We start from the raw sequence: 19,939 nt of genomic DNA, 5'->3' as shown, positions 1-19,939 counted from the left end.
TTAATCCTGCAACGCCGCCTGGAAGGCAGCGAGAAATTGCGCGTTCTCTTCGGGAGTGCTGACCGTGACGCGCAGACAGTTGGCCAGCAATGGGTGCATTTTACCCACGTTCTTGATCAAAACCTTGCGCGCGAGCACCCCGTCGAACACACGGGCGGAATCGTCGACGCGCACCAGCAGGAAATTGGCGGCGCTCGGGTAGACCGTCACGCCCGGCAAGGCGGCCAGGGCGCTGGCCACGGTGGCGCGCTCGGCGCGCAGTTGCGCAGCCTGCTGGTCCAGCACGTCGACATGCTCCAGCACGAACAGCGCGGTGGCCTCGGTCAGCACATTGACGTTGTACGGCGGGCGCACCTTGTCGATCTGCGCGAGCCAGGCCGGCGCACCGGCCAGGTAACCCAGCCGGATGCCGGCCAGGCCCAGCTTGGACACGGTGCGCATCACCAGCAGGTTGCCGAACTCGGCCAGGCGCGGCATCCAGGTGTCCTGGGCGAATGGCTGGTAGGCCTCGTCGACCACCACCAGGCTCTGGCAGGTCTCGCCCTGGGCGGCGCGCACGATGGCTTCCATGTCATCCGCATCGAACAGGTTGCCGGTGGGATTGTTGGGGTAGGCCAGGTAAATGATGGCAGGCTGGTGCTCGGCCATGGCCGCGAGCATGGCCGCCCGGTCGAGCGTGAAATCCGCCTTGAGCGGCACGCCGACGAATTCCAGCCCGGCAAACTGGGCGGACATGGCGTACATGACGAAGCCCGGTACCGGTGCCAGCACCTTGGCGCCCGGCCTGGCGGCGGCCAGCGACAACATGCTGATGATCTCGTCCGAGCCGTTGCCCAGCAGCACGTCCATGCCCGCGGGCACGTCCATGACCGTTTTCAGGCGCGCGCGCAGCACTTCGCTGCTTGGCACCGGATAACGGTTCAGCGCCACCTCGGCCAGCCGCGCGGCCAGCTCTGCGCGCAGCGCGTCGGGCAGCTGATAGGGATTCTCCATCGCGTCCAGCTTCACCAGACCGTGCGAATCCGGCACATGGTAGGCGCCCATGGCGCGTACGTCGTCACGGATGATGCGTTCGATCAGGGAAGGCTGCACTACGGACATTGGATTACCTCTTTGGTCGGTGGTTGTCGGTGCTGATTGCTGCAATCCGGCCGGGCGCCGAAAAAACCGGAACCCGGCCGCTGTGCCTCAGTTACGCCTGAGGCGATACTCGGCGCTGCGGGCGTGGGCCTGCAATCCCTCGCCATAGGCCAGCTCGGCGGCGATCTGGCCCAGCATCTGGGCGCCCTGCTCGCTCACTTCGATCAGGCTGGAGCGTTTCTGGAAGTCGTACACGCCCAGCGGCGACGAGAAACGCGCGGTGCGCGAGGTCGGCAGCACGTGGTTGGGCCCCGCACAATAGTCGCCCAGCGACTCGCTGGTATAGCGGCCCAGGAAGATGGCGCCGGCGTGGCGGATCTTCTCGGCCCAGTGGCGCGGGTTCTCGGCGGAAATCTCCAGGTGCTCCGGCGCGATCGCGTTGGCGATCTCGCAGGCCTCGTCCATGTCGCGTACCCGGATCAGCGCGCCGCGCCCGGACAGCGAGGCACGGATGACGTCGCGGCGCGGCATGGAGTCAAGCTGGCGGTGGATGCTTTCTTCCACCTGGGCCAGGTAGTTCGAGTCGGGGCACAGCAGGATGGATTGCGCGAGCTCATCGTGCTCGGCCTGCGAGAACAGGTCCATCGCCACCCAGTCCGGATCGGTGGTGCCGTCGCAGATCACCAGGATCTCGGACGGGCCGGCGATCATGTCGATGCCGACGGTGCCGAACACGCGGCGCTTGGCCGCCGCCACGTAGGCGTTTCCCGGGCCGACGATCTTGTCGACCTGGGGCAGCGAGCCCGTGCCGTAAGCCAGCGCGCCAACCGCCTGCGCGCCGCCGATGGTAAACACGCGGTCCACGCCGGCGATCTGCGCCGCGGCCAGCACCAGCTCGTTGCGCACACCGCCCGGCGTGGGCACGACCATGATGACTTCCTTGACGCCGGCCACGCGTGCTGGGATGGCGTTCATCAGCACGGACGACGGATACGCCGCCTTGCCGCCCGGCACATAGATGCCGACGCGGTCCAGCGGGGTCACCTTTTGTCCCAGCACGGTGCCGTCGGACTCGGTGTATTCCCAGCTGTGGCTGCCGCACTCGATCTTCTGCTTCTCGTGGTAGGCGCGCACGCGCGCCGCCGCGGTTTCCAGCGCGGCGCGGCGCTTGGGCTCGAGCTCGTCGAGCGCGGCTTCGAGCTTGGCCGGCGAGATCTCCAGCGCGGCCATGGAGCTGGCTTCCACACGATCGAAGCGCTGCGTGTACTCCAGTACCGCGGCGTCGCCGCGCGCCTTCACATCGGCAAGGATCTGCGCCACGGCGCGATCGATGGCGTCGTCTTCTCCGGCTTCGAACGCCAGTACCTTGCGCAACTCGGCGGCAAAGCCCTGCTCGGTTGAATCCAGCCGGCGGATTGCGAGGTTTTCCATAGAATTTTCGTTCATGACTCCATTCCCCAGGCTCTCTCTCGCGCGGCGTCAGGCCAGCGCGGCGGAGGCCCGTTCAAACGCGTCGAGAATCGGGGCAAGCCGCTCACGCTTGAGTTTGAGGGCAGCCTGGTTGACCACCAGGCGCGACGATATCTGCACGATCTCTTCCACTTCGACCAGGTTGTTGGCGCGCAAGGTCCCGCCGGTGCTGACCAGGTCGACAATGGCGTCGGCCAGTCCCACCAGCGGCCCGAGTTCCATCGAGCCATACAGCTTGATCAGGTCCACGTGCACGCCCTTCTTGGCGAAGTGCTCGCGCGCGGTCTGCACATATTTGGTGGCCACGGCCAGCCGCGCGCCCTGGCGCACCGCGCTGGCGTAGTCGAAGCCGGCCGAGGTTGCAACCGACATGCGGCACTTGGCGATATTCAGGTCGATCGGTGCGTAGAGCCCGGCCATGCCGTGTTCCATCAGCACGTCCTTGCCAGCCACGCCGAAGTCGGCCGCGCCGTATTGCACGTAGGTCGGCACATCGGAGGCGCGCACGATGATGACGCGCACGTCCGGATCGGAGGTGGGCAGGATCAGCTTGCGCGAGGTTTCCGGATCCTCGGTGACATGGATGCCGGCCGCCTCGAGCAGCGGCATGGTTTCGGTGAAGATCCGGCCCTTGGAGAGGGCCAGCGTCAACTGGGTCGGGGAGGGGCTCATCTGCGTCCTTTTATCTTTTCGTGCGCTCAGGCGATGCGGCGGATCTTGGCGCCCACGGCCGACAGCTTGTCTTCCATGCGGTCATAGCCACGGTCAAGGTGATAGATGCGGTCGATCACGGTCTCGCCCTCGGCCACCAGGCCGGCGATCACCAGGCTGGCGGAGGCGCGCAGGTCGGTCGCCATCACCTTGGCGCCCGACAGCCGGGGCACGCCGGTGACCACCGCGGTATTGCCTTCGACCGCGATGTCGGCACCCAGCCGGCTCAGCTCCTGCACGTGCATGAAGCGGTTCTCGAAGATGGTTTCGGTAATGCGAGCCACGCCGCCGGCCACGCTGTTCAGCGCCATGAACTGCGCCTGCATGTCGGTCGGGAAGGCCGGGTATTCGGAGGTACGGAAGCTCACCGACTGCGGGCGCTGGGCCATCGTCAGGCGGATCCAGTCTTCACCGGCCTCGATGGCGGCGCCGGCTTCGCGCAGCTTGTCGAGCACCGTGTCCAGGATGTGCGGCGACACGCCGCGCAGCACCACATCGCCCAGCGTGGCGGCGGCCGCGCACAGGAAGGTGCCGGCCTCGATACGGTCGGCGATCACGGCGTGGCTGGCGCCATGCAGGCGATCCACGCCCTGGATCACCAGGCGGTCAGTGCCGATGCCCTCGATACGGGCCCCCATCTTGACCAGCAGGTTGGCCAGGTCGGTCACTTCGGGCTCACGCGCGGCGTTTTCGAGCACGGTCTCGCCGTCGGCCAGCGTGGCGGCCATCAGCAGGTTTTCGGTACCGGTCACGGTGATCATGTCGGTCACCACGCGCGCGCCCTTCAGGCGCTTGGCGCGGGCATGGATAAAGCCGTGCTCGATGCTGATCTCGGCCCCCATGGCCTGCAGGCCCTTGATGTGCTGGTCGACCGGGCGCGCGCCAATGGCGCAGCCGCCAGGCAACGACACGCGCGCTTCGCCAAAGCGCGCCACCAGCGGGCCCAGCACCAGGATCGATGCGCGCATGGTCTTGACCAGCTCGTAGGGAGCCTCGGGCGAGTTGACGTCGGCGCCGTTGAGCGTCACGCGCGTGCCGTCCTGCTCGGCCTTCATGCCCATCTGGCGCAGCAGCTTGAGCGTGGTACCCACGTCCTGCAGCCTGGGAACGTTGTCGAGCGAGAGGGTGTCGGCGCTAAGCAGTCCCGCGCACAGGATCGGCAGCGCGGCGTTCTTGGCGCCGGATACGCGGATCTCGCCTCGCAGCGGGCCATTGCCCTGGATCTCGAGTTTGTCCATGTTCTTTCAATTCCGGCCGGCCGCCCGCTGGCGTCCGGCATGTTTCATTACGGTCCGTGGCGGTGCGTCAAGGCGCGCCGCCGCAGCATCTGATACCCGTGGGCCGCCGCGCGAGTGGCGCGGACCCTGATTGTCATGTCCGGCCTGTCGGGCGGCCAGCTTGTTGGTCCGTATTTATTCGTGCGAGTCCGCCTTGTTCCGGCGCTTAGCTTACTGCTTTCCCTCGCCCGCCTGCGCCTGCCATTCGGCCGGCGTCAGCGTCTTCATCGACAGTGCGTGGATCTCGGCGCGCATGCGGTCGCCCAGCGCGGCATAGACCTGCTGGTGCCGCTGGATCAGGCGCTTGCCGTCAAACTGGGCGCTGACGATGGTGGCAAAGAAGTGCTGGCCGTCGCCCTCCACTTCCAGGTGTTCGCAGGACAGCCCTTGGGCGATGTAGTCACTGACTTGTTGGGGTGTAGGCAGCATGATGGTCTTTTCGCGTTGATTCGCTTACGGTTCCGGATCTGGATAGATGGGCTCTTGGCGTTCTGCTCTTGTGGGTAGCGTTCAGTGGCGCAGCTTGTAGCCGCTCTTGAGCAGCTGCAGCGCGACCGTGGCAAGCACCACGAAAGCCGTACCCACGACTGCGAGGCTGAAGGCCGGCGCCACGTCGGAGACGCCAAAGAAGCCATAGCGGAAGCCGTCGATCATGTAGAAGAACGGATTGGCGTGCGACACCGCTTGCCAGAAGGGAGGCAGCGAGTGGATCGAATAAAACACGCCGGACAAGAAGGTGGCCGGCATGATCAGGAAGTTCTGGAAGGCCGCAAGCTGGTCGAATTTCTCGGCCCAGATCCCGGCGATCAGCCCCAGCGTGCCAAGGATCGCCGCGCCCAGCACGGCAAACACCAGGATCCACGCGATGTTGGCGAAATGCAGGTTGGCGAACCAGGCCGTCACCAGCAACACGCCCAGGCCCACGGCCAGGCCGCGCACGATGGACGCCACCACATAGGCGCCGAACATTTCCCAGTGCGACAGCGGCGGCAGCATGATGAACACCAGGTTGCCGGTGATTTTGGACTGGATCAGCGACGACGAACTATTGGCAAAGGCGTTCTGCAGCACGCTCATCATCACCAGCCCCGGCACCAGGAAAGCGGTATAGCTGATCTGGTCGTACACCTTCACGCGGTTCTCAAGCACGTGGCCGAAGATCAACAGGTACAGGATCGCGGTGAGCACCGGCGCCGCCACGGTCTGGAAGCTGACCTTCCAGAAACGCAGCACTTCCTTGTAGAGCAGCGTGCGAAAGCCTACCAGCCCTCCCACCGCCATCGGCGCAAGGTGGGTGTTGATGGCGTCCTGCGTGCCGTCGAATTCGGTTGGCATCTTCATGCTGCAGCCTCCACCGCCGTATCCGGCAACGCGCCCGGCATGTGACCTTCGCGCCGCATGATCTGCACGAACACGTCCTCCAGGTCTGCCTTGTTGATTTCCATGTCTTCGATTTCGCAGCCGGCCTCGCGGCAGGCGGCCAGGATCGGCTCCACCGCCGGGTAGCCCGACAGCCGCAGCCGCACCGCGCGTTCGCCCGGATTGGAGGAAGGCATGCGCAGCGGCTCAAGCGTGGCCGGCAAGGTACCACGGGAAAATGTCAGCGCCAGCTGCAGCCCGGCGAACTGGCTCAGCAGGTTGCTGGTGCGGTCCAGCGCCACCACCTCGCCGAACTTGAGCATGGCGATGCGATCACACAGCGCCTCCGCCTCTTCCAGGTAGTGCGTGGTCAGGATGATGGTGTGGCCCTCGCGATTCAGGCGTGAAATGAACTTCCACAGCGTTTGGCGCAACTCCACGTCAACCCCGGCGGTGGGCTCGTCGAGCACGATGACCGGCGGCCGGTGCACCAGCGCCTGGGCCACCAGCACGCGGCGCTTCATGCCGCCGGAGAGCTGGCGCATGTTGGCGTCGGCCTTGTTGGTGAGATCGAGGTTGGCCATGATCTCGTCGATCCAGTCGTCATTGCGGGTCAGGCCGAAGTAGCCGGACTGCAGGCGCAGCGTCTCGCGCACCGTGAAGAAGGGATCGAAGACCAGTTCCTGCGGCACCACACCCAACATGCGCCGCGCCAGCCGGTAATCGGACACCACGTCGTGGCCGAGCACGCTGACGCTGCCGGAATCGGCACGGTTCAGGCCCGCCAGGATGGAGATCAGCGTGGTCTTGCCTGCACCGTTGGGGCCGAGCAGGCCGAAGAATTCGCCCCGCTCGACGGTGAAGCTGACGCCCTTGAGCGCTTGCAGGTTGCGGTAGCGCTTGCGAACGTCTTTGAGTTCGATGGCTTTCATGGCCGGATACTGTTTGGCAGGCGCGTCGGGCTCTTGTGGGCTCGCACGCCGGCCTCCTTGAAATGGCGGGGACCGCCTGGGTGCTTCGACCGTGTCTTGTCCGTGCCTTATATGCCGGAACGGTCGAACAACCCGGAATTATAGGGGATGCGGGAGCAGTCCCGCTTTGAGCGCGAGGCGTGGCGCGAGCCATCGCCCGGGCATCGCGGTAGCAAGCGCAGATCAGCAGCTTGCCACGGATGCCGGTTCAATGTCGGTGGGAAACGGTGTCTTGCGCGCGCCGCGCGCCCGTGGCGCGCGCCTGGGCGCCGAGTTGCAGCAGGGAATCGACGCCGTACAGCATGGCCAGCTCAGCCAGCTGGGCCGGTACGCCGACGAACACGAGCGACTGGCCGCGGCTGGCGGCATCGCGCTGCCAGGCCAGCAGCACCGCGACGGCAGCGGAGTCGACCTGGGTCAGCTTGCCGCAGTCCACCTGGGCTTCGCCCTGGGCCAGGCGTGCCAGCCCGTCACGCAGCACGGCGGCGGCGTTGCGGTTGGTCAGCGAGGTGTCGAGCGAAAGCATCTGGCAGCGGTCCGGGGATGCGGGTCTGGAAAAAAGCACTCCCGCGGGTGCGGGAGTGCTCATTGTAGAACACTTCGGCCAGCCATGCTGAGCCTGCCGCTCAGGCAGGCTCGCAGGCTCAGTTCTTGGCGTTGGCGAGCTGGCGGTTGCGGTCCTGCAGCGTCTTGATCACACCGTCCACGCCCTGCTGGCCCACGATGGTGTTGAAGCTACCCTTGTAGGCCTCGGTCAGCCAGGCGCCCAGCACGTTGATGTCGTAGACCTTCCAGCCTTGCGGGGTCTTCTCGAGGCGGTAATCGAGCTGGATCGGCTCGCCCTTGTTGATGACCTGGGTGCGAATGGTGGCATCGGTATCGTCCGGGCTGCCGCGGTACGGACGGAACTGCACGCTCTGGTCGCGAATCTGCGCGATGGCGCCCGAATAGGTGCGGATCAGCAGGGTCTTGAACTCGTCGGTGATCTGCTTTTGCTGCTCGGGCGTGGCCTTGGACCAGTTGCGGCCCATGGCGATCTGCGTGGTCTTCTGGAAATTCGCGTTGGGCAGGATCTTCTGCTCCACCAGCGCCGAGATCTTGCCGATGTTCCCGGCCTGCATGTCCTTGTCCGCCTTGACCGAAGTCATCACGTCGCTGACCACGGCCTTGACCAGCCCGTCGGGCGTGCTGGCATCCTGCGATTGGGCGTGGGCGGCGCCGGAAAAGGCAACCACGGTAAGAAAAGGCAGCAACAGTCGCTTCAGCATATTTCGTCCTTATCAATTCGATAACGCAGGGACACCGAGGTACGGCATCCTAGCGCGTCCCGGCACCAAGGCCGGCAATGGTCATGCGCCGAGTTGGAGTTCGGGCAAGGCCTGGGAGTTCGCGGTGCCGGAGCTTCCGACACCACTTTTTCATACTTTGTTGCACCACTCACAGCGGCGACACGAGCCGCGGCAAAACCCACTCAGCGCAGACGGAAATTGCCGATATTGCCGGGCATCTGCACTGGCGGCGTGGGTAGCGCCTGGTTTTCCTGCGTGGCATCCGGCGGCGGGGTGGTCGGCACGGTATCGTCGCTCTCCGGCGGGTTGCCGTCATAGATCTGGTACTCGCGGCGCTGCAGGTACGCATCGCGCATGAAGGCGTACTTGTCGAGCGCCGCCATCTCGATCAGGCCCGTGGCGCCAAGCAGCGAAGCCCGGGTGTTGACGACACGCACCCCGAACAGCGAGTTGCGCAGCCACACGGGATCGATATACGCCGACGGATCAATCTGGCGGTCGACCAGCATGCCAGCGGTATCGCGCACCGTGCTCGGCCCGAACAGCGGCAGCACCAGGTACGGGCCGGCCGGCACGCCCCATACGCCCAAGGTCTGGCCGAAGTCTTCCTTGTACTTCGGCAAGCCCGCCGGCGTGGCGATGTCGATCAGCCCGCCGATGCCCAGCACGCTGTTGATGGCCACGCGCATGGTGTCTTCCGCGGCGCGGGTGGGCTTGCCCTGGAGCAGGTTGTTGACGGCCGAGTAGACATCGCTGACGTTGGAGAAAGCGTTGTCGATCGCGGTGCGGATCGGCGATGGAACGTAATCTGCGTACACCTGGGCAACCGGGCGCAGCACGGTCCTGTCGACGGCGTCGTTGACCTTGAAGACTTCCCGGTTGAAGGGCTCGATAGGATCCTTCGGGTTGGCGGTCGGGCCAGTGGCGCAACCTGCCGCCAGCCATGCAACCGATGCTGCCAGCAAGCAGTTTCGTCCCACGCGCCAGCGCGCGGCAGCACGCCTGCCGGTCATTTCACCACCCCCGCCGCGCCGCTGGCGGCTCCAGCGGCAGCGCCGCCGGCATTGTTGCCACCCGCCCCGGCATCGGCGGCCTTGTTATACAGGAACTGCCCGATCAGGTTTTCCAGCACCACGGCCGACTGCGTCATGGTGATGCGCGAGCCTTCAGCCAGCATGGCGGTGTCGCCGCCCGCCTCAAGGCCCAGGTACTGCTCCCCGAGCAAGCCCGAGGTCAGGATCTTGGCCGAGGTGTCCTTGGGAAACTGGTAGCGCTTTTCCAGGTTGAGCGTCACGGTCGCCTGGTAGGTCTTGTCGTCGAAGCGGATATCCGCCACGCGGCCCACCACCACGCCGGCGCTCTTGACCGGGGCGCGCGGCTTCAGGCCGCCGATATTATCGAAGCGCGCCTGCACCGAGTAGGTGTCCTGGAACGACAGGGCACTCATGTTGCCGGCCTTGAGCGCCAGGAACAGCAGCGCCACGAAACCCGCCACAACAAACAGCCCAACCCAGAAATCGAGTGTATTTCTTTTCATCTGCGTCTCTTCTTCAAGTACTCCGGCTCCGCCGACCGCACCGGCCAAGTCAGCTGAACATCAGCGCAGTCAGCAGGAAATCCAGCGCCAGCACCGCCAGCGAGGCAATCACCACGGTGCGCGTGGTGGCATGCGATACGCCTTCCGGCGTCGGCTTGGCCTGATAGCCCTGGTACAACGCTATAAACGTCACCGCGACGCCAAAAATGAAGCTCTTTATGACGCCATTGAGCACGTCATTGCGAACATCCACCCCGTTTTGCATCTGCGACCAGAACGCGCCCGCGTCCACGCCGATCATCTGCACCCCGACCACATAGCCACCAAGGATGCCAACGGCGCTGAAAATTGCCGCCAGCACCGGCATGGCAACCACGCCAGCCCAGAAGCGCGGCGCGATCACGCGCTGTAGCGGATTGACCGCCATCATTTCCATGGCGGTGAGTTGCTCACCCGCCTTCATCAGGCCGATCTCGGCGGTCAGTGACGTGCCGGCGCGGCCGGCGAACAGCAGCGCCGTCACCACCGGGCCCAGCTCGCGCACCAGCGACAGCGCCACCAGCAGCCCTAGCGCCTGCTCGGAGCCGTAGCGATTTAGCGTGTAATAACCCTGCAAACCCAGCACGAAGCCGACAAACAGGCCTGAGACCGCAATGATCACCAGCGACAGGTTGCCGACAAAGAAAATCTGGTCGCTCACCAGCCGGAAGCGGCGCAGCAGCGCCGGAGACATCGCCAGTACCGTGAAAAACATGCGCGTGGCATGACCCAGGCCGCTGACCGACTGCCGCACCGCGGAGCCGATGCTCGTGAAAAATCCCATCATCGTCCCGCCCCGCTCACGAAGTCCTCGGCCAGCGACGGCCCCGGATAATGGAACGGGACCGGGCCGTCAGGCTCGGCATGGACGAACTGGTGCACGAAGGGATCCGTCGAGGCACGCAGGGCCTCGGGCTCGCCTTCGGCGGCAATGCGGCCATTGGCAATGAAATAGACGTAGTCGGCGATGAGAAAGGTCTCGTTGACGTCATGCGACACGATGATGGTAGTGGCCCCCAGCGCGTCGTTCAGGCTGCGGATCAGTCGCGCGGTCAGGCCCAGCGAGATCGGGTCGAGGCCGGCAAAAGGCTCGTCGTACATCAGCAGGGCTGGATCGAGCGCGATCGCACGGGCCAGTGCCACCCGGCGCGCCATGCCGCCGGAGATCTCCGACGGCATCAGCTCGCGCGCGCCGCGCAGGCCGACGGCGTTGAGCTTCATCAGCACCAGGTCGCGGATCATCGACTCGGGCAAGTCGGTATGTTCGCGCAACGGGAAGGCAACGTTGTCGAACACGGAGAGATCGGTGAACAAAGCACCAAACTGGAACAGCATGCCCATCTGCCGCCGCACTGCGTACAGGTCATTGCGGTCCAGGGTCGGGATATTGGCGCCGTTGAAGAGCACCTGGCCGCTCTGCGGCCTGACCTGGCCGCCGATCAGGCGCATCACGGTGGTCTTTCCGCAGCCGGAGCCGCCCATGACGGCCACCACCTTGCCACGCGGGAAGCGCATGCTAAGGCCCGACAGGATTGGCTTGCCGCCCGCCGCATAGGCGAAATCGACAGATTTGAGCTCGACGAGGTTTGAGGCGGAATCGGTCACGTTGGCACCGTGTTAGGCAGTCCGCCATTATAAGGGCTACTACCTAGCGCTGCCCGAGGCAGTGTGGCGCAATCCACATCCACTCAACGCAAATAATTGTTTCATCACATTTGAGTTGCGGACTTCGGTCATCTCTGCCAAAAGGCGAAGCTTAGGGTTCAGTGGGCCCGCCAGTTTGCCGCAAGATGACCTGCCACTGGATCGACTCCGACCGGATCGCCGTCGCAAAGGCTTCCGGCGAATCGCGCAACGGCGTCAGGCCCGCCGCCAGCAGGCGATCCCGCACCTCGCGCTCACCCATGACGCCATCCAGCTCGCTGGCGATCCGCGCCACGATGGCATGCGGGGTCTTGGCCGGGGCAATGACGCCGTACCAGGCTCCCGCGCCATAGCCATCCACCCCCGACTCCTGCAGCGTGGGCACCGTGGGCGCCAGTTGCGAACGCGCCACACCAGTCACGCCGAGCAGGCGCAAATTGCCGCTCTTGACCTGGGCCTGCACGGAAGCAAACGCGCAGAAGCAAGCGCTGACGCGCCCGGCCAGCATCTCCTGCACCACCGCCGCCTCGCCCTTGGCCGTAACCAGCGGCACCCCGTTCGGCACACCATGCACAGCGTATTGGGCATAAAGGTGCGAGGGGCTGCCGGCCTGGCCGGAACCGTAGCTGTAGGATCCCGGACTGGCATTAACCGCAGCGAGCCATTGCTGCGGCGTGCGCATCGGCAGGCGCGCATCGATCACCAGGAACAGCGGCATGGTCGCGACCCGCGCTACAGGCGTGAAGTCGCGCACTACGTCATAAGGCACCGGCTCCAGGCCCGGCTGGATCAGCATGGTGGCCTGGTGGAACAGCAGGGTATGCCCGTCGGAACTGGCCTTGGCCACCACGTCTCCCGCCGTGGTGCCGCCCGCACCGGGCCGGTTGTCGACGTCGACCGGCACGCCGAGGCGTACCGTCAGGCGCTCGGCCAGCAGGCGCGCCACGGCATCCGGCACGCTGCCGGCCGGAAAAGGCACGATCAGGCGAATGGGGCGGACGGGAAACGATATCGGGCGCGCAAACGCTGCCGGCGCCGGGGTAGCCGGCACGGAGGCCGGCCGGGCCAGGCCGGGCCCGCTCGCGGCAAGCAGCAGGGCAGCAAGGAACAGCGGATGCCAGGCGTGCAGAAACAACTGCAGACAAGCCGGCATGGCAGCGGGGTGAAGCAACTTCGCCTTACCTCGCCAAAGCCGCGAAACAATGCGCACTTCGGACATCAATTCCTCCGGGCCACTGGCATCGCCGTGGCGTCTTGATCGGCTGAAAAGGGATTAGCGAGGCAGTCTTTATTTTCTTTGTTTTAATTGTCAGGTCATTCTACGAAGAATGCCCAAAACCGCACAGACCACGTTAACCATAGCCGGGACAACCCTGTGAGCATGGCTGGGCGCGGATCTCCGGGCATCCACGGCGCCTGTGCTTCGACGCCGCCTATAATCGCCCGTCATGCGTGAATACACTCCTCGGCCCATGCTGGCCACCGACCTGCCCGCCGTGCTGGAAATTCAGGCCCAGTGCTATCGCGGCATGCTGCTCGAGTCCGCCGCAGCCCTCGGCAGCCGCCTGGCGCTGTCGCCCGCCACTTGCTGGGTGGCCGCCGGCCGGGACGGCGAGCTGGCAGCCTATCTGTTTACCCACATGTGGCCCCAGGACAGCCTGCCGGCACTCGACGAGGTACTGGAGCGGCATTGGGAACGCGATGGTAAGCCGGCCAGCACCCTGACCTGGTTCGTGCACGATATGGCGGTAGCACCCGCGGGCCAGGGCCGCGGCCTGGCGCCAACGCTCTACGCCGCGGCCCGCGCGGCCGCGCTCGCTGCCGGATTGCGCTCGTCGCGGCTGGTCGCCGTGCAATCGGCTGCGGCATGGTGGCGCAGACTCGGGTACGAGAATCTGACGCCTCCCAGCGCTGCCGTGTCCGCCAAACTGTCGGCTTACGGCGACGATGCCGTGCTGATGGGCCGTACGCTGCAGCCAGGCTGAGCGCACCCATGAAAAAACCCGCCCGGCTTGCGCGGGGCGGGTCTTGTGGCGCGAGCAACGCGTCACGGCATCAGCAAAGCCATGGCGCAGATCAGCGCGGCAGCTCGGAATGCCCCATCAGGAAGGCATCGACCGAACGCGCGGCCTGGCGGCCTTCGCGGATCGCCCACACCACCAGCGACTGGCCGCGGCGCACGTCGCCAGCGGCGAACACCTTGGGCACGTTGGTGTGATACGCACGATCGCCTTCGGTGCTGGCACGGGCGTTCTTGCGCGCATCGGTATCCACGCCAAAAGCGGAGAGCAGCGAGCCCACCGGGTTGGTGAAGCCCATGGCCAGCAGCACGAGATCCGCCTTGAGGATGAACTCGCTGTCCGGCACTTCCTGCATCTTGCCGTCCTTCCATTCGACGCGGCAGGCCTTGAGCGCGGTGATTTTGCCGTTCTCGCCAATGAACTCCTTGGTGGCGACCGACCAGTCGCGGTTGCAACCTTCGTCGTGCGAGGACGAGGTGCGCAGCTTGATCGGCCAGTACGGCCACACCAGCGCCTTGTTCTCTTCTTCCGGCGGCTGCGGCAGCAGCTCGAACTGAATGATCGATTCCGCGCCGTGGCGGTTCGACGTACCCACGCAGTCGGAGCCGGTATCGCCGCCACCGATCACGATCACGTGCTTGCCATCGGCGCGCAGCGCGTTGGGCTCGTCGCCGGCCACTTCCTTGTTCTGCGGGATCAGGAATTCCAGCGCGTAATGGATACCGTCGAGATCGCGCCCCGGGACCGGCAGGTCGCGCGGCACTTCCGAGCCACCCGCCAGCACCACGGCGTCGAACTGGTCCTGCAGGGCCTGCGCCGAGATGGTCTCACGCGCATAGTTCTTGATGCCGGCCGGCAGTTCGCCGTCGGTCACCATCACGCCGGCACGGAAGGTCACGCCTTCGGCCTGCATCTGTTCCATGCGGCGGTCGATCAGCCACTTCTCAAGCTTGAAGTCGGGGATGCCATAGCGCAGCAGGCCACCGATGCGGTCGTTCTTCTCGAACACGGTCACATCATGGCCGGCGCGCGCCAGTTGCTGGGCGACGGCCATGCCGGCAGGGCCGGAGCCAACCACGGCAACGGTCTTGCCGGTCTTGTGCTTGGGCGGCTGCGGGGCAACCCAGCCTTCTTCCCAGGCCTTGTCGATGATGGCGTGCTCGATCGACTTGATGCCGACCGGTGCTTCGTTGATGCCCAGCGTGCAGGCAGCTTCGCACGGTGCCGGGCAGATGCGGCCCGTGAACTCGGGAAAGTTGTTGGTCTGGTGCAGCACCTCGATCGCCGACTTCCAGTCCTGGCGATACACCAGGTCGTTGAAGTCGGGGATGATGTTGTTGACCGGGCAGCCGTTGTTGCAGAACGGGATGCCGCAGTCCATGCAGCGCGCGCCCTGGATCTTCGCTTCGCTGTCGGACAGCGCGAATACGAATTCCTTATAGTGCTTCACGCGCTTGGTTACGGGCTCGTAACCTTCGTTCTGGCGCGGAAATTCGAGAAAGCCAGTCGCCTTACCCATGTTGCGTCCTTGGTCATGCTGAGCGGCACCGGCGCATGCGCCGGCCCCGCTGTGAGGTCAGTATCTTGTGAGGCCGGCGCGAATCCGCGACAGCGCTCATGCTTGGTCGGGCTCGCTGCCCTGCCCTTGGGGCTCAGGCGGCGATGGCTTCCCGGTCGCTGTCTTTCGCTTCCTGCTCCTTGGCGTACATCTCGCCCAGTGCGCGCTTGTACTCGGTCGGGAAGACCTTGACGAACTTGCGGCGTGCCGTGGTCCAGTCGGCCAGCAATGCTTTGGCGCGCTCTGAGCCCGTGAAGCGGAAATGCTGCTCGATCAAGCCCTTGAGGATGATTTCGTCAAGCTGGCGCTGCCCGCCCATCTTGTGCCAGGAAGCGGGCGACTGGCCCTTCTCCTGGTCGGCCGCGGCCAGCACCGTTTCCAGTGCCACCATCGAGGTGTTGCAGCGCTTGTCGAACAGGCCGTCCTCGTCATAGACATAGGCCATGCCGCCCGACATGCCGGCCGCGAAGTTGCGCCCGGTGCCGCCCAGCACCACCACGGTGCCGCCGGTCATGTACTCGCAGCCATGGTCGCCCGTGCCTTCCACCACCGCGGCCGCGCCGGAGTTGCGCACCGCGAAGCGCTCACCCGCCACGCCATTGAAGAAGGCCTCGCCGGCAATCGCGCCGTACAGCACGGTGTTGCCCACGATGATGTTGCGTGTCGGGTCGCCGCGGAACTCATGCGGAGCGCGCACGATCACGCGGCCGCCGGACAGGCCCTTACCCACGTAGTCGTTGCCGTCGCCCACCAGGTCCAGCGTGACGCCGTGCGCCAGGAACGCGCCGAAGGACTGGCCGGCGGTGCCTTGCAACTGGATGTGGATGGTGTCGTCAGGCAGGCCTTCATGGCCGTACTGCTTGGCCACCACGCCCGAGAGCATCGCACCGACGGTACGGTTGACGTTCTTCACCGGCTGGATGAACGACACGCGCTCACCCTTGTCGATGGCCAGGCGAGCCTTGGCGATCAGCACGTGGTCCAGCGCCTTGCCGGCTTCCAGCGACAGGCCGTGGTCCTGCACGTCGGTATGGAAGCGCGGCACCTCGGCGGGGAACGGTGCCTGGTAGAACACGCGGGTGAAATCAAGGCCGCGCGCCTTCCAGTGCTCGATGCCGGGCTTGGTGTCGAGCAGATCGGCGCGGCCGATCAGCTCGTCGAACGTGCGGATGCCCAGTTGCGCCATGATCTCGCGGGCTTCTTCGGCGATGAAGAAGAAGAAGTTCACCACGTGCTCTGGCTTGCCCTGGAATTTCGCGCGCAGCGCCGGATCCTGCGTCGCCACGCCCACCGGGCAGGTGTTCAGGTGGCACTTGCGCATCATGATGCAGCCTTCGGCCACCAGCGGTGCGGTAGCGAAGCCGAACTCGTCGGCGCCCAGCAGCGCGCCGATGACGACGTCGCGGCCGGTCTTCATCTGGCCGTCGGCCTGCACGCGGATACGGTTGCGCAAGCCGTTGAGCATCAGCGTCTGCTGCGTCTCGGCCAGGCCCAGCTCCCACGGCGTGCCGGCGTGCTTGATCGACGACAGCGGCGATGCGCCGGTGCCGCCGTCATGGCCGGCGATCACCACGTGATCGGCCTTGGCCTTGGCCACGCCCGCGGCCACAGTGCCCACGCCCACTTCGGACACGAGCTTGACCGAGATATCGGAGGCCGGATTGACGTTCTTCAGGTCGTGGATCAGCTGCGCCAGATCTTCGATCGAGTAGATGTCATGGTGTGGAGGCGGCGAGATCAGGCCCACACCCGGCACCGAGTAACGCAGCTTGCCGATGTAGTCCGAGACCTTGTGGCCGGGCAGCTGGCCACCTTCGCCGGGCTTGGCGCCCTGTGCCATCTTGATCTGGATCTGGTCGGCGGACGCCAGGTATTCGGCGGTCACGCCGAAACGGCCCGAGGCCACCTGCTTGATCTTCGAGCGCAGCGAGTCGCCAGCCTGCAGTTCCTGGTCGCGCACCACGGCTTCGGTGCCCAGCAGGCCCTGCAGCGTGTCGCCTTGCTTGATGGGGATGCCGCGCAGCTCGTTGCGGTAGCGGTTCGCGTCCTCGCCGCCTTCACCGGTGTTGGACTTGCCGCCGATGCGGTTCATCGCGACGGCCAGCGTGGCGTGGGCTTCGGTGGAAATCGAGCCCAGCGACATGGCGCCGGTGGCAAAGCGCTTGACGATCTCCTTGGCCGGTTCCACTTCTTCCAGCGCAATGGCGCGGGTCGGATCGACCTTGAACTCGAACAGGCCGCGCAGCGTCATGTGACGGCGGCTCTGGTCGTTGATGATGTTGGCGTATTCCTTGTACGTCTGGTACGCGCCCTTGCCGTCGTCGGCGCGCACGGCGTGCTGCAGCTTGGCCACCGAGTCCGGGGTCCACATATGCGCTTCGCCGCGAACGCGGTAAGCGTACTCGCCGCCAGTATCCAGCATGTTGTCCAGCACCGGGTTGTCGCCGAAGGCGTCCTGGTGCAGGCGCAGCGCTTCCTCGGCCACCTCGAAGATGCCGATGCCTTCGACATTCGTTGCGGTGCCATGGAAGTACTTCTGCACCAGCTCGCGCGACAAGCCAATGGCTTCAAAGATCTGCGCACCGGTGTACGACATGTAGGTGGAGATGCCCATCTTGGACATCACCTTCTGCAGGCCCTTGCCGATCGCCTTGACGAAGTTCTTGACCGCCTTCTCGGGCGACAGGTCGCCGGACAGGCCTTGTGCCATGTCGGCCAGCGTTTCCATCGCCAGGTACGGGTGCACGGCTTCGGCGCCGTAGCCGGCCAGCAGCGCGAAGTGATGCACCTCGCGCGCCGTGCCGGTTTCCACCACCAGGCCGGCCGAGGTACGCAGGCCCTTGTCCACCAGGTGGTGGTGGATGGCGGACGTTGCCAGCAGCGCGGGGATGGCCACGTGCTCCGCATCGACGCGGCGGTCCGACACGATCAGGATGTTGTAGCCCGAGCGCACGGCATCCACGGCTTCCGCGCACAGCGAGGCCAGGCGGGCTTCGATGCCTTCCTTGCCCCATGCCTGCGGGTAGCAGATGTTCAGTTCATACGAACGGAACTTACCGCCGGTGTAGTGCTCGATATTGCGGATCTTGGCGATGTCCTTGAAGTCCAGCACGGGCTGGGACACTTCGAGGCGCATCGGCGGGTTGATGTTGTTCAGCTCGAGCAGGTTGGGCTTGGGTCCGATGAAGGACACCAGCGACATCACCATGTTCTCGCGGATCGGGTCGATCGGCGGGTTGGTGACCTGGGCGAACAGCTGCTTGAAGTAGTGGTACAGCGTCTTGTTCTTGGACGACAGCACGGCCAGCGGGCTGTCATTGCCCATCGAGCCGGTGGCTTCCTCGCCGGCCAGCGCCATCGGTGCCATCAGGAACTTGACGTCTTCCTGCGTATAGCCGAAGGCTTGCTGGCGATCCAGCAGGCGTGCGTCCGGCTTCTTCTCGGCAGCCACGTCCTCGGGCTTGGCATCCAGCTCGTCGAGCTTGATGCGCACGGCGTCGATCCAGCTCTTGTAGGGCTTGGCGTTGGCCAGGTTGTCCTTGAGTTCCTTGTCGTCGATGATGCGGCCTTGCTCCATGTCGATCAGGAACATCTTGCCCGGCTGGAGGCGCCATTTCTGCACGATGCGCGACTCGGGGAACGGCAGCACGCCGGCTTCCGAAGCCAGCACCACGATGTCGTCCTCGGTCACGTAGAAACGTGCCGGGCGCAGGCCGTTACGGTCCAGCGTGGCGCCGATCTGGCGGCCATCGGTGAAGCAGATCGCGGCGGGGCCGTCCCACGGCTCCATCATGGCGGCGTGGTATTCGTAGAAGGCACGGCGGTTGTCGTCCATCATGGTGTGCTGTTCCCAGGCTTCCGGGATCATCATCATCATCGCGTGGACGAGCGGGTAGCCCGCCATCGTCAACAGTTCGAGGCAGTTGTCGAACGATGCGGTATCCGACTGGCCGGGGTAGATCAGCGGCCACAGCTTGGGCAGGTCGTCGCCCAGCACCGGCGACGAGATCGCGCCGGTCCGTGCGTTGACCCAGTTCACGTTGCCCTTGACCGTGTTGATTTCGCCGTTGTGGGCGACCATGCGGTACGGGTGGGCCAGTTCCCAGGCCGGGAAGGTGTTGGTGGAGAAGCGCTGGTGCACCAGGGCCAGGGCCGAGACGGCGCGCGGGTCCTGCAGGTCCAGGTAGTACTCGCCGACTTGCGTTGCCAGCAGCAGGCCCTTGTACACGACCGTGCGCGCCGACATCGACGGCACGAAGTATTCCTTGCCGTGCTTGAGCTTGAGCGCCTGGATGGCGTGGCTGGCGGTCTTGCGGATCACGTAGAGCTTACGTTCCAGCGCGTCCGTGGTCATGATGTCGCGGCCGCGACCAATGAAGATCTGGCGGATCACCGGCTCGGTGGTGCGCACCGTCGGCGACATCGGCATGGCGGCGTCCACCGGCACATCGCGCCAGCCCAGCACGACCTGGCCTTCCAGGCGCACGGTGCGCTCGAGCTCTTGCTCGCAGGCCAGGCGGGAGGCGTGCTCCTTCGGCAGGAAGATCATGCCCACGCCGTACTCGCCGGACGGCGGCAGGGTCACGCCCTGCTTGGCCATGTCTTCGCGATAGAACTGGTCCGGGATCTGGATCAGGATACCGGCACCGTCGCCCATCAGCGCATCGGCGCCGACCGCGCCGCGGTGATCCAGGTTTTCCAGGATCTTCAGGCCTTGCTGGACGATCTCGTGGCTCTTCTTGCCCTTGATATGAGCAACCATGCCGACGCCGCAGGCGTCTTTTTCATTGGCGGGGTCGTACATGCCCTGGGCTTGCGGACGCGAGGCAGGCGCGTGCGCGGCGGCGGCAGACTCTGCGGCCTGCGCTTGGGCCATCGTTTGCTTTGATTGGGATTGCGATTGGTCCACGGGCTTGATTCCGGTGAGGGCTGCGAGCCAGCAAGGCAGACCGGAACGGGGACCGCACTCTTCCACCGGGGCCG

The 19,939-nt window shown here is 65.4% G+C and carries 17 protein-coding genes; 1 reads left to right on the top strand and 16 read right to left on the bottom strand.

The features are described from left to right. The 14 genes from hisC to AC1Q7Q_RS35855 all read right to left on the bottom strand — a co-directional run bounded on the left by hisC (position 1) and on the right by AC1Q7Q_RS35855 (position 12,530). Positions 1-1,101 carry a histidinol-phosphate transaminase gene (hisC, locus tag AC1Q7Q_RS35920; RefSeq protein ID WP_492373464.1) on the bottom strand — a complete coding sequence of 367 codons (1,101 nt, stop codon included), beginning with the start codon at positions 1,099-1,101 and terminating at the stop codon, positions 1-3. Positions 1,102-1,188: 87 nt separating this feature from the next. Further along, complete coding sequence (gene hisD / locus AC1Q7Q_RS35915; protein WP_174424915.1) at positions 1,189-2,526, bottom strand: histidinol dehydrogenase; 1,338 nt, start codon at positions 2,524-2,526, stop codon at positions 1,189-1,191. Between the two features lie 33 nt (positions 2,527-2,559). After that, entirely contained in the window at positions 2,560-3,222 is a 663-nt protein-coding gene (gene hisG / locus AC1Q7Q_RS35910; protein WP_150985708.1) for an ATP phosphoribosyltransferase, read from the bottom strand. A gap of 26 nt (positions 3,223-3,248) precedes the next feature. Next, entirely contained in the window at positions 3,249-4,499 is a 1,251-nt protein-coding gene (gene murA, locus AC1Q7Q_RS35905) for a UDP-N-acetylglucosamine 1-carboxyvinyltransferase (RefSeq protein ID WP_492373463.1), read from the bottom strand. Between the two features lie 210 nt (positions 4,500-4,709). Next, entirely contained in the window at positions 4,710-4,967 is a 258-nt protein-coding gene (locus AC1Q7Q_RS35900) for a BolA family protein (RefSeq protein WP_043352389.1), read from the bottom strand. Between the two features lie 81 nt (positions 4,968-5,048). Beyond that, positions 5,049-5,819 (bottom strand): ABC transporter permease, encoded by a 771-nt coding sequence (locus AC1Q7Q_RS35895; protein WP_416050396.1) that lies wholly within the window; start codon positions 5,817-5,819, stop codon positions 5,049-5,051. Positions 5,820-5,875: 56 nt separating this feature from the next. Beyond that, positions 5,876-6,829 carry an ABC transporter ATP-binding protein gene (locus tag AC1Q7Q_RS35890; protein WP_150985711.1) on the bottom strand — a complete coding sequence of 318 codons (954 nt, stop codon included), beginning with the start codon at positions 6,827-6,829 and terminating at the stop codon, positions 5,876-5,878. Positions 6,830-7,076: 247 nt separating this feature from the next. Then, a complete protein-coding gene (locus AC1Q7Q_RS35885) occupies positions 7,077-7,457 on the bottom strand; it encodes an STAS domain-containing protein (RefSeq protein WP_492373462.1) in 381 nt (126 codons plus the stop codon). A 55-nt stretch (positions 7,458-7,512) separates the two neighbouring features. Next, a complete protein-coding gene (locus AC1Q7Q_RS35880) occupies positions 7,513-8,136 on the bottom strand; it encodes an MlaC/ttg2D family ABC transporter substrate-binding protein (protein WP_150985713.1) in 624 nt (207 codons plus the stop codon). Between the two features lie 203 nt (positions 8,137-8,339). Continuing rightward, positions 8,340-9,170, bottom strand: coding sequence for an MlaA family lipoprotein (locus AC1Q7Q_RS35875; RefSeq protein WP_492373461.1), 831 nt, complete (start codon positions 9,168-9,170; stop codon positions 8,340-8,342). Continuing rightward, positions 9,167-9,694 carry an outer membrane lipid asymmetry maintenance protein MlaD gene (mlaD, locus tag AC1Q7Q_RS35870; RefSeq protein WP_043352390.1) on the bottom strand — a complete coding sequence of 176 codons (528 nt, stop codon included), beginning with the start codon at positions 9,692-9,694 and terminating at the stop codon, positions 9,167-9,169. The genes AC1Q7Q_RS35875 and mlaD overlap by 4 nt, the downstream gene beginning before the upstream one ends. A 49-nt stretch (positions 9,695-9,743) precedes the next feature. Continuing rightward, positions 9,744-10,520 carry a lipid asymmetry maintenance ABC transporter permease subunit MlaE gene (mlaE, locus tag AC1Q7Q_RS35865; protein WP_492373460.1) on the bottom strand — a complete coding sequence of 259 codons (777 nt, stop codon included), beginning with the start codon at positions 10,518-10,520 and terminating at the stop codon, positions 9,744-9,746. Continuing rightward, the gene (locus AC1Q7Q_RS35860; RefSeq protein ID WP_492373459.1) at positions 10,517-11,338 is read right to left on the bottom strand and encodes an ABC transporter ATP-binding protein; all 822 of its coding nucleotides are present in this window, start codon (positions 11,336-11,338) and stop codon (positions 10,517-10,519) included. Before AC1Q7Q_RS35860 ends, mlaE begins: the two co-directional genes overlap by 4 nt. A 151-nt stretch (positions 11,339-11,489) precedes the next feature. Next, positions 11,490-12,530 (bottom strand): tripartite tricarboxylate transporter substrate binding protein, encoded by a 1,041-nt coding sequence (locus AC1Q7Q_RS35855; protein WP_492373485.1) that lies wholly within the window; start codon positions 12,528-12,530, stop codon positions 11,490-11,492. A gap of 295 nt (positions 12,531-12,825) precedes the next feature. Between AC1Q7Q_RS35855 and AC1Q7Q_RS35850 the strand changes: the two genes are divergently transcribed. After that, positions 12,826-13,362, top strand: coding sequence for a GNAT family N-acetyltransferase (locus tag AC1Q7Q_RS35850; RefSeq protein WP_492373458.1), 537 nt, complete (start codon positions 12,826-12,828; stop codon positions 13,360-13,362). Positions 13,363-13,453: 91 nt separating this feature from the next. On the opposite strand, the gene AC1Q7Q_RS35845 is transcribed toward AC1Q7Q_RS35850, so the two are convergent. Continuing rightward, a complete protein-coding gene (locus tag AC1Q7Q_RS35845; protein WP_441637855.1) occupies positions 13,454-14,917 on the bottom strand; it encodes a glutamate synthase subunit beta in 1,464 nt (487 codons plus the stop codon). A 133-nt stretch (positions 14,918-15,050) separates the two neighbouring features. Then, positions 15,051-19,832, bottom strand: coding sequence for a glutamate synthase-related protein (locus tag AC1Q7Q_RS35840; RefSeq protein WP_492373457.1), 4,782 nt, complete (start codon positions 19,830-19,832; stop codon positions 15,051-15,053). Positions 19,833-19,939: the final 107 nt, after the last annotated feature.

The sequence above is a fragment of the Cupriavidus sp. GW823-FHT07A04 genome (genome assembly GCF_058794615.1).
The sequence above is the reverse complement of the archived record's forward strand: the minus strand, read 5'-3'. Positions and strand labels throughout refer to the sequence as shown.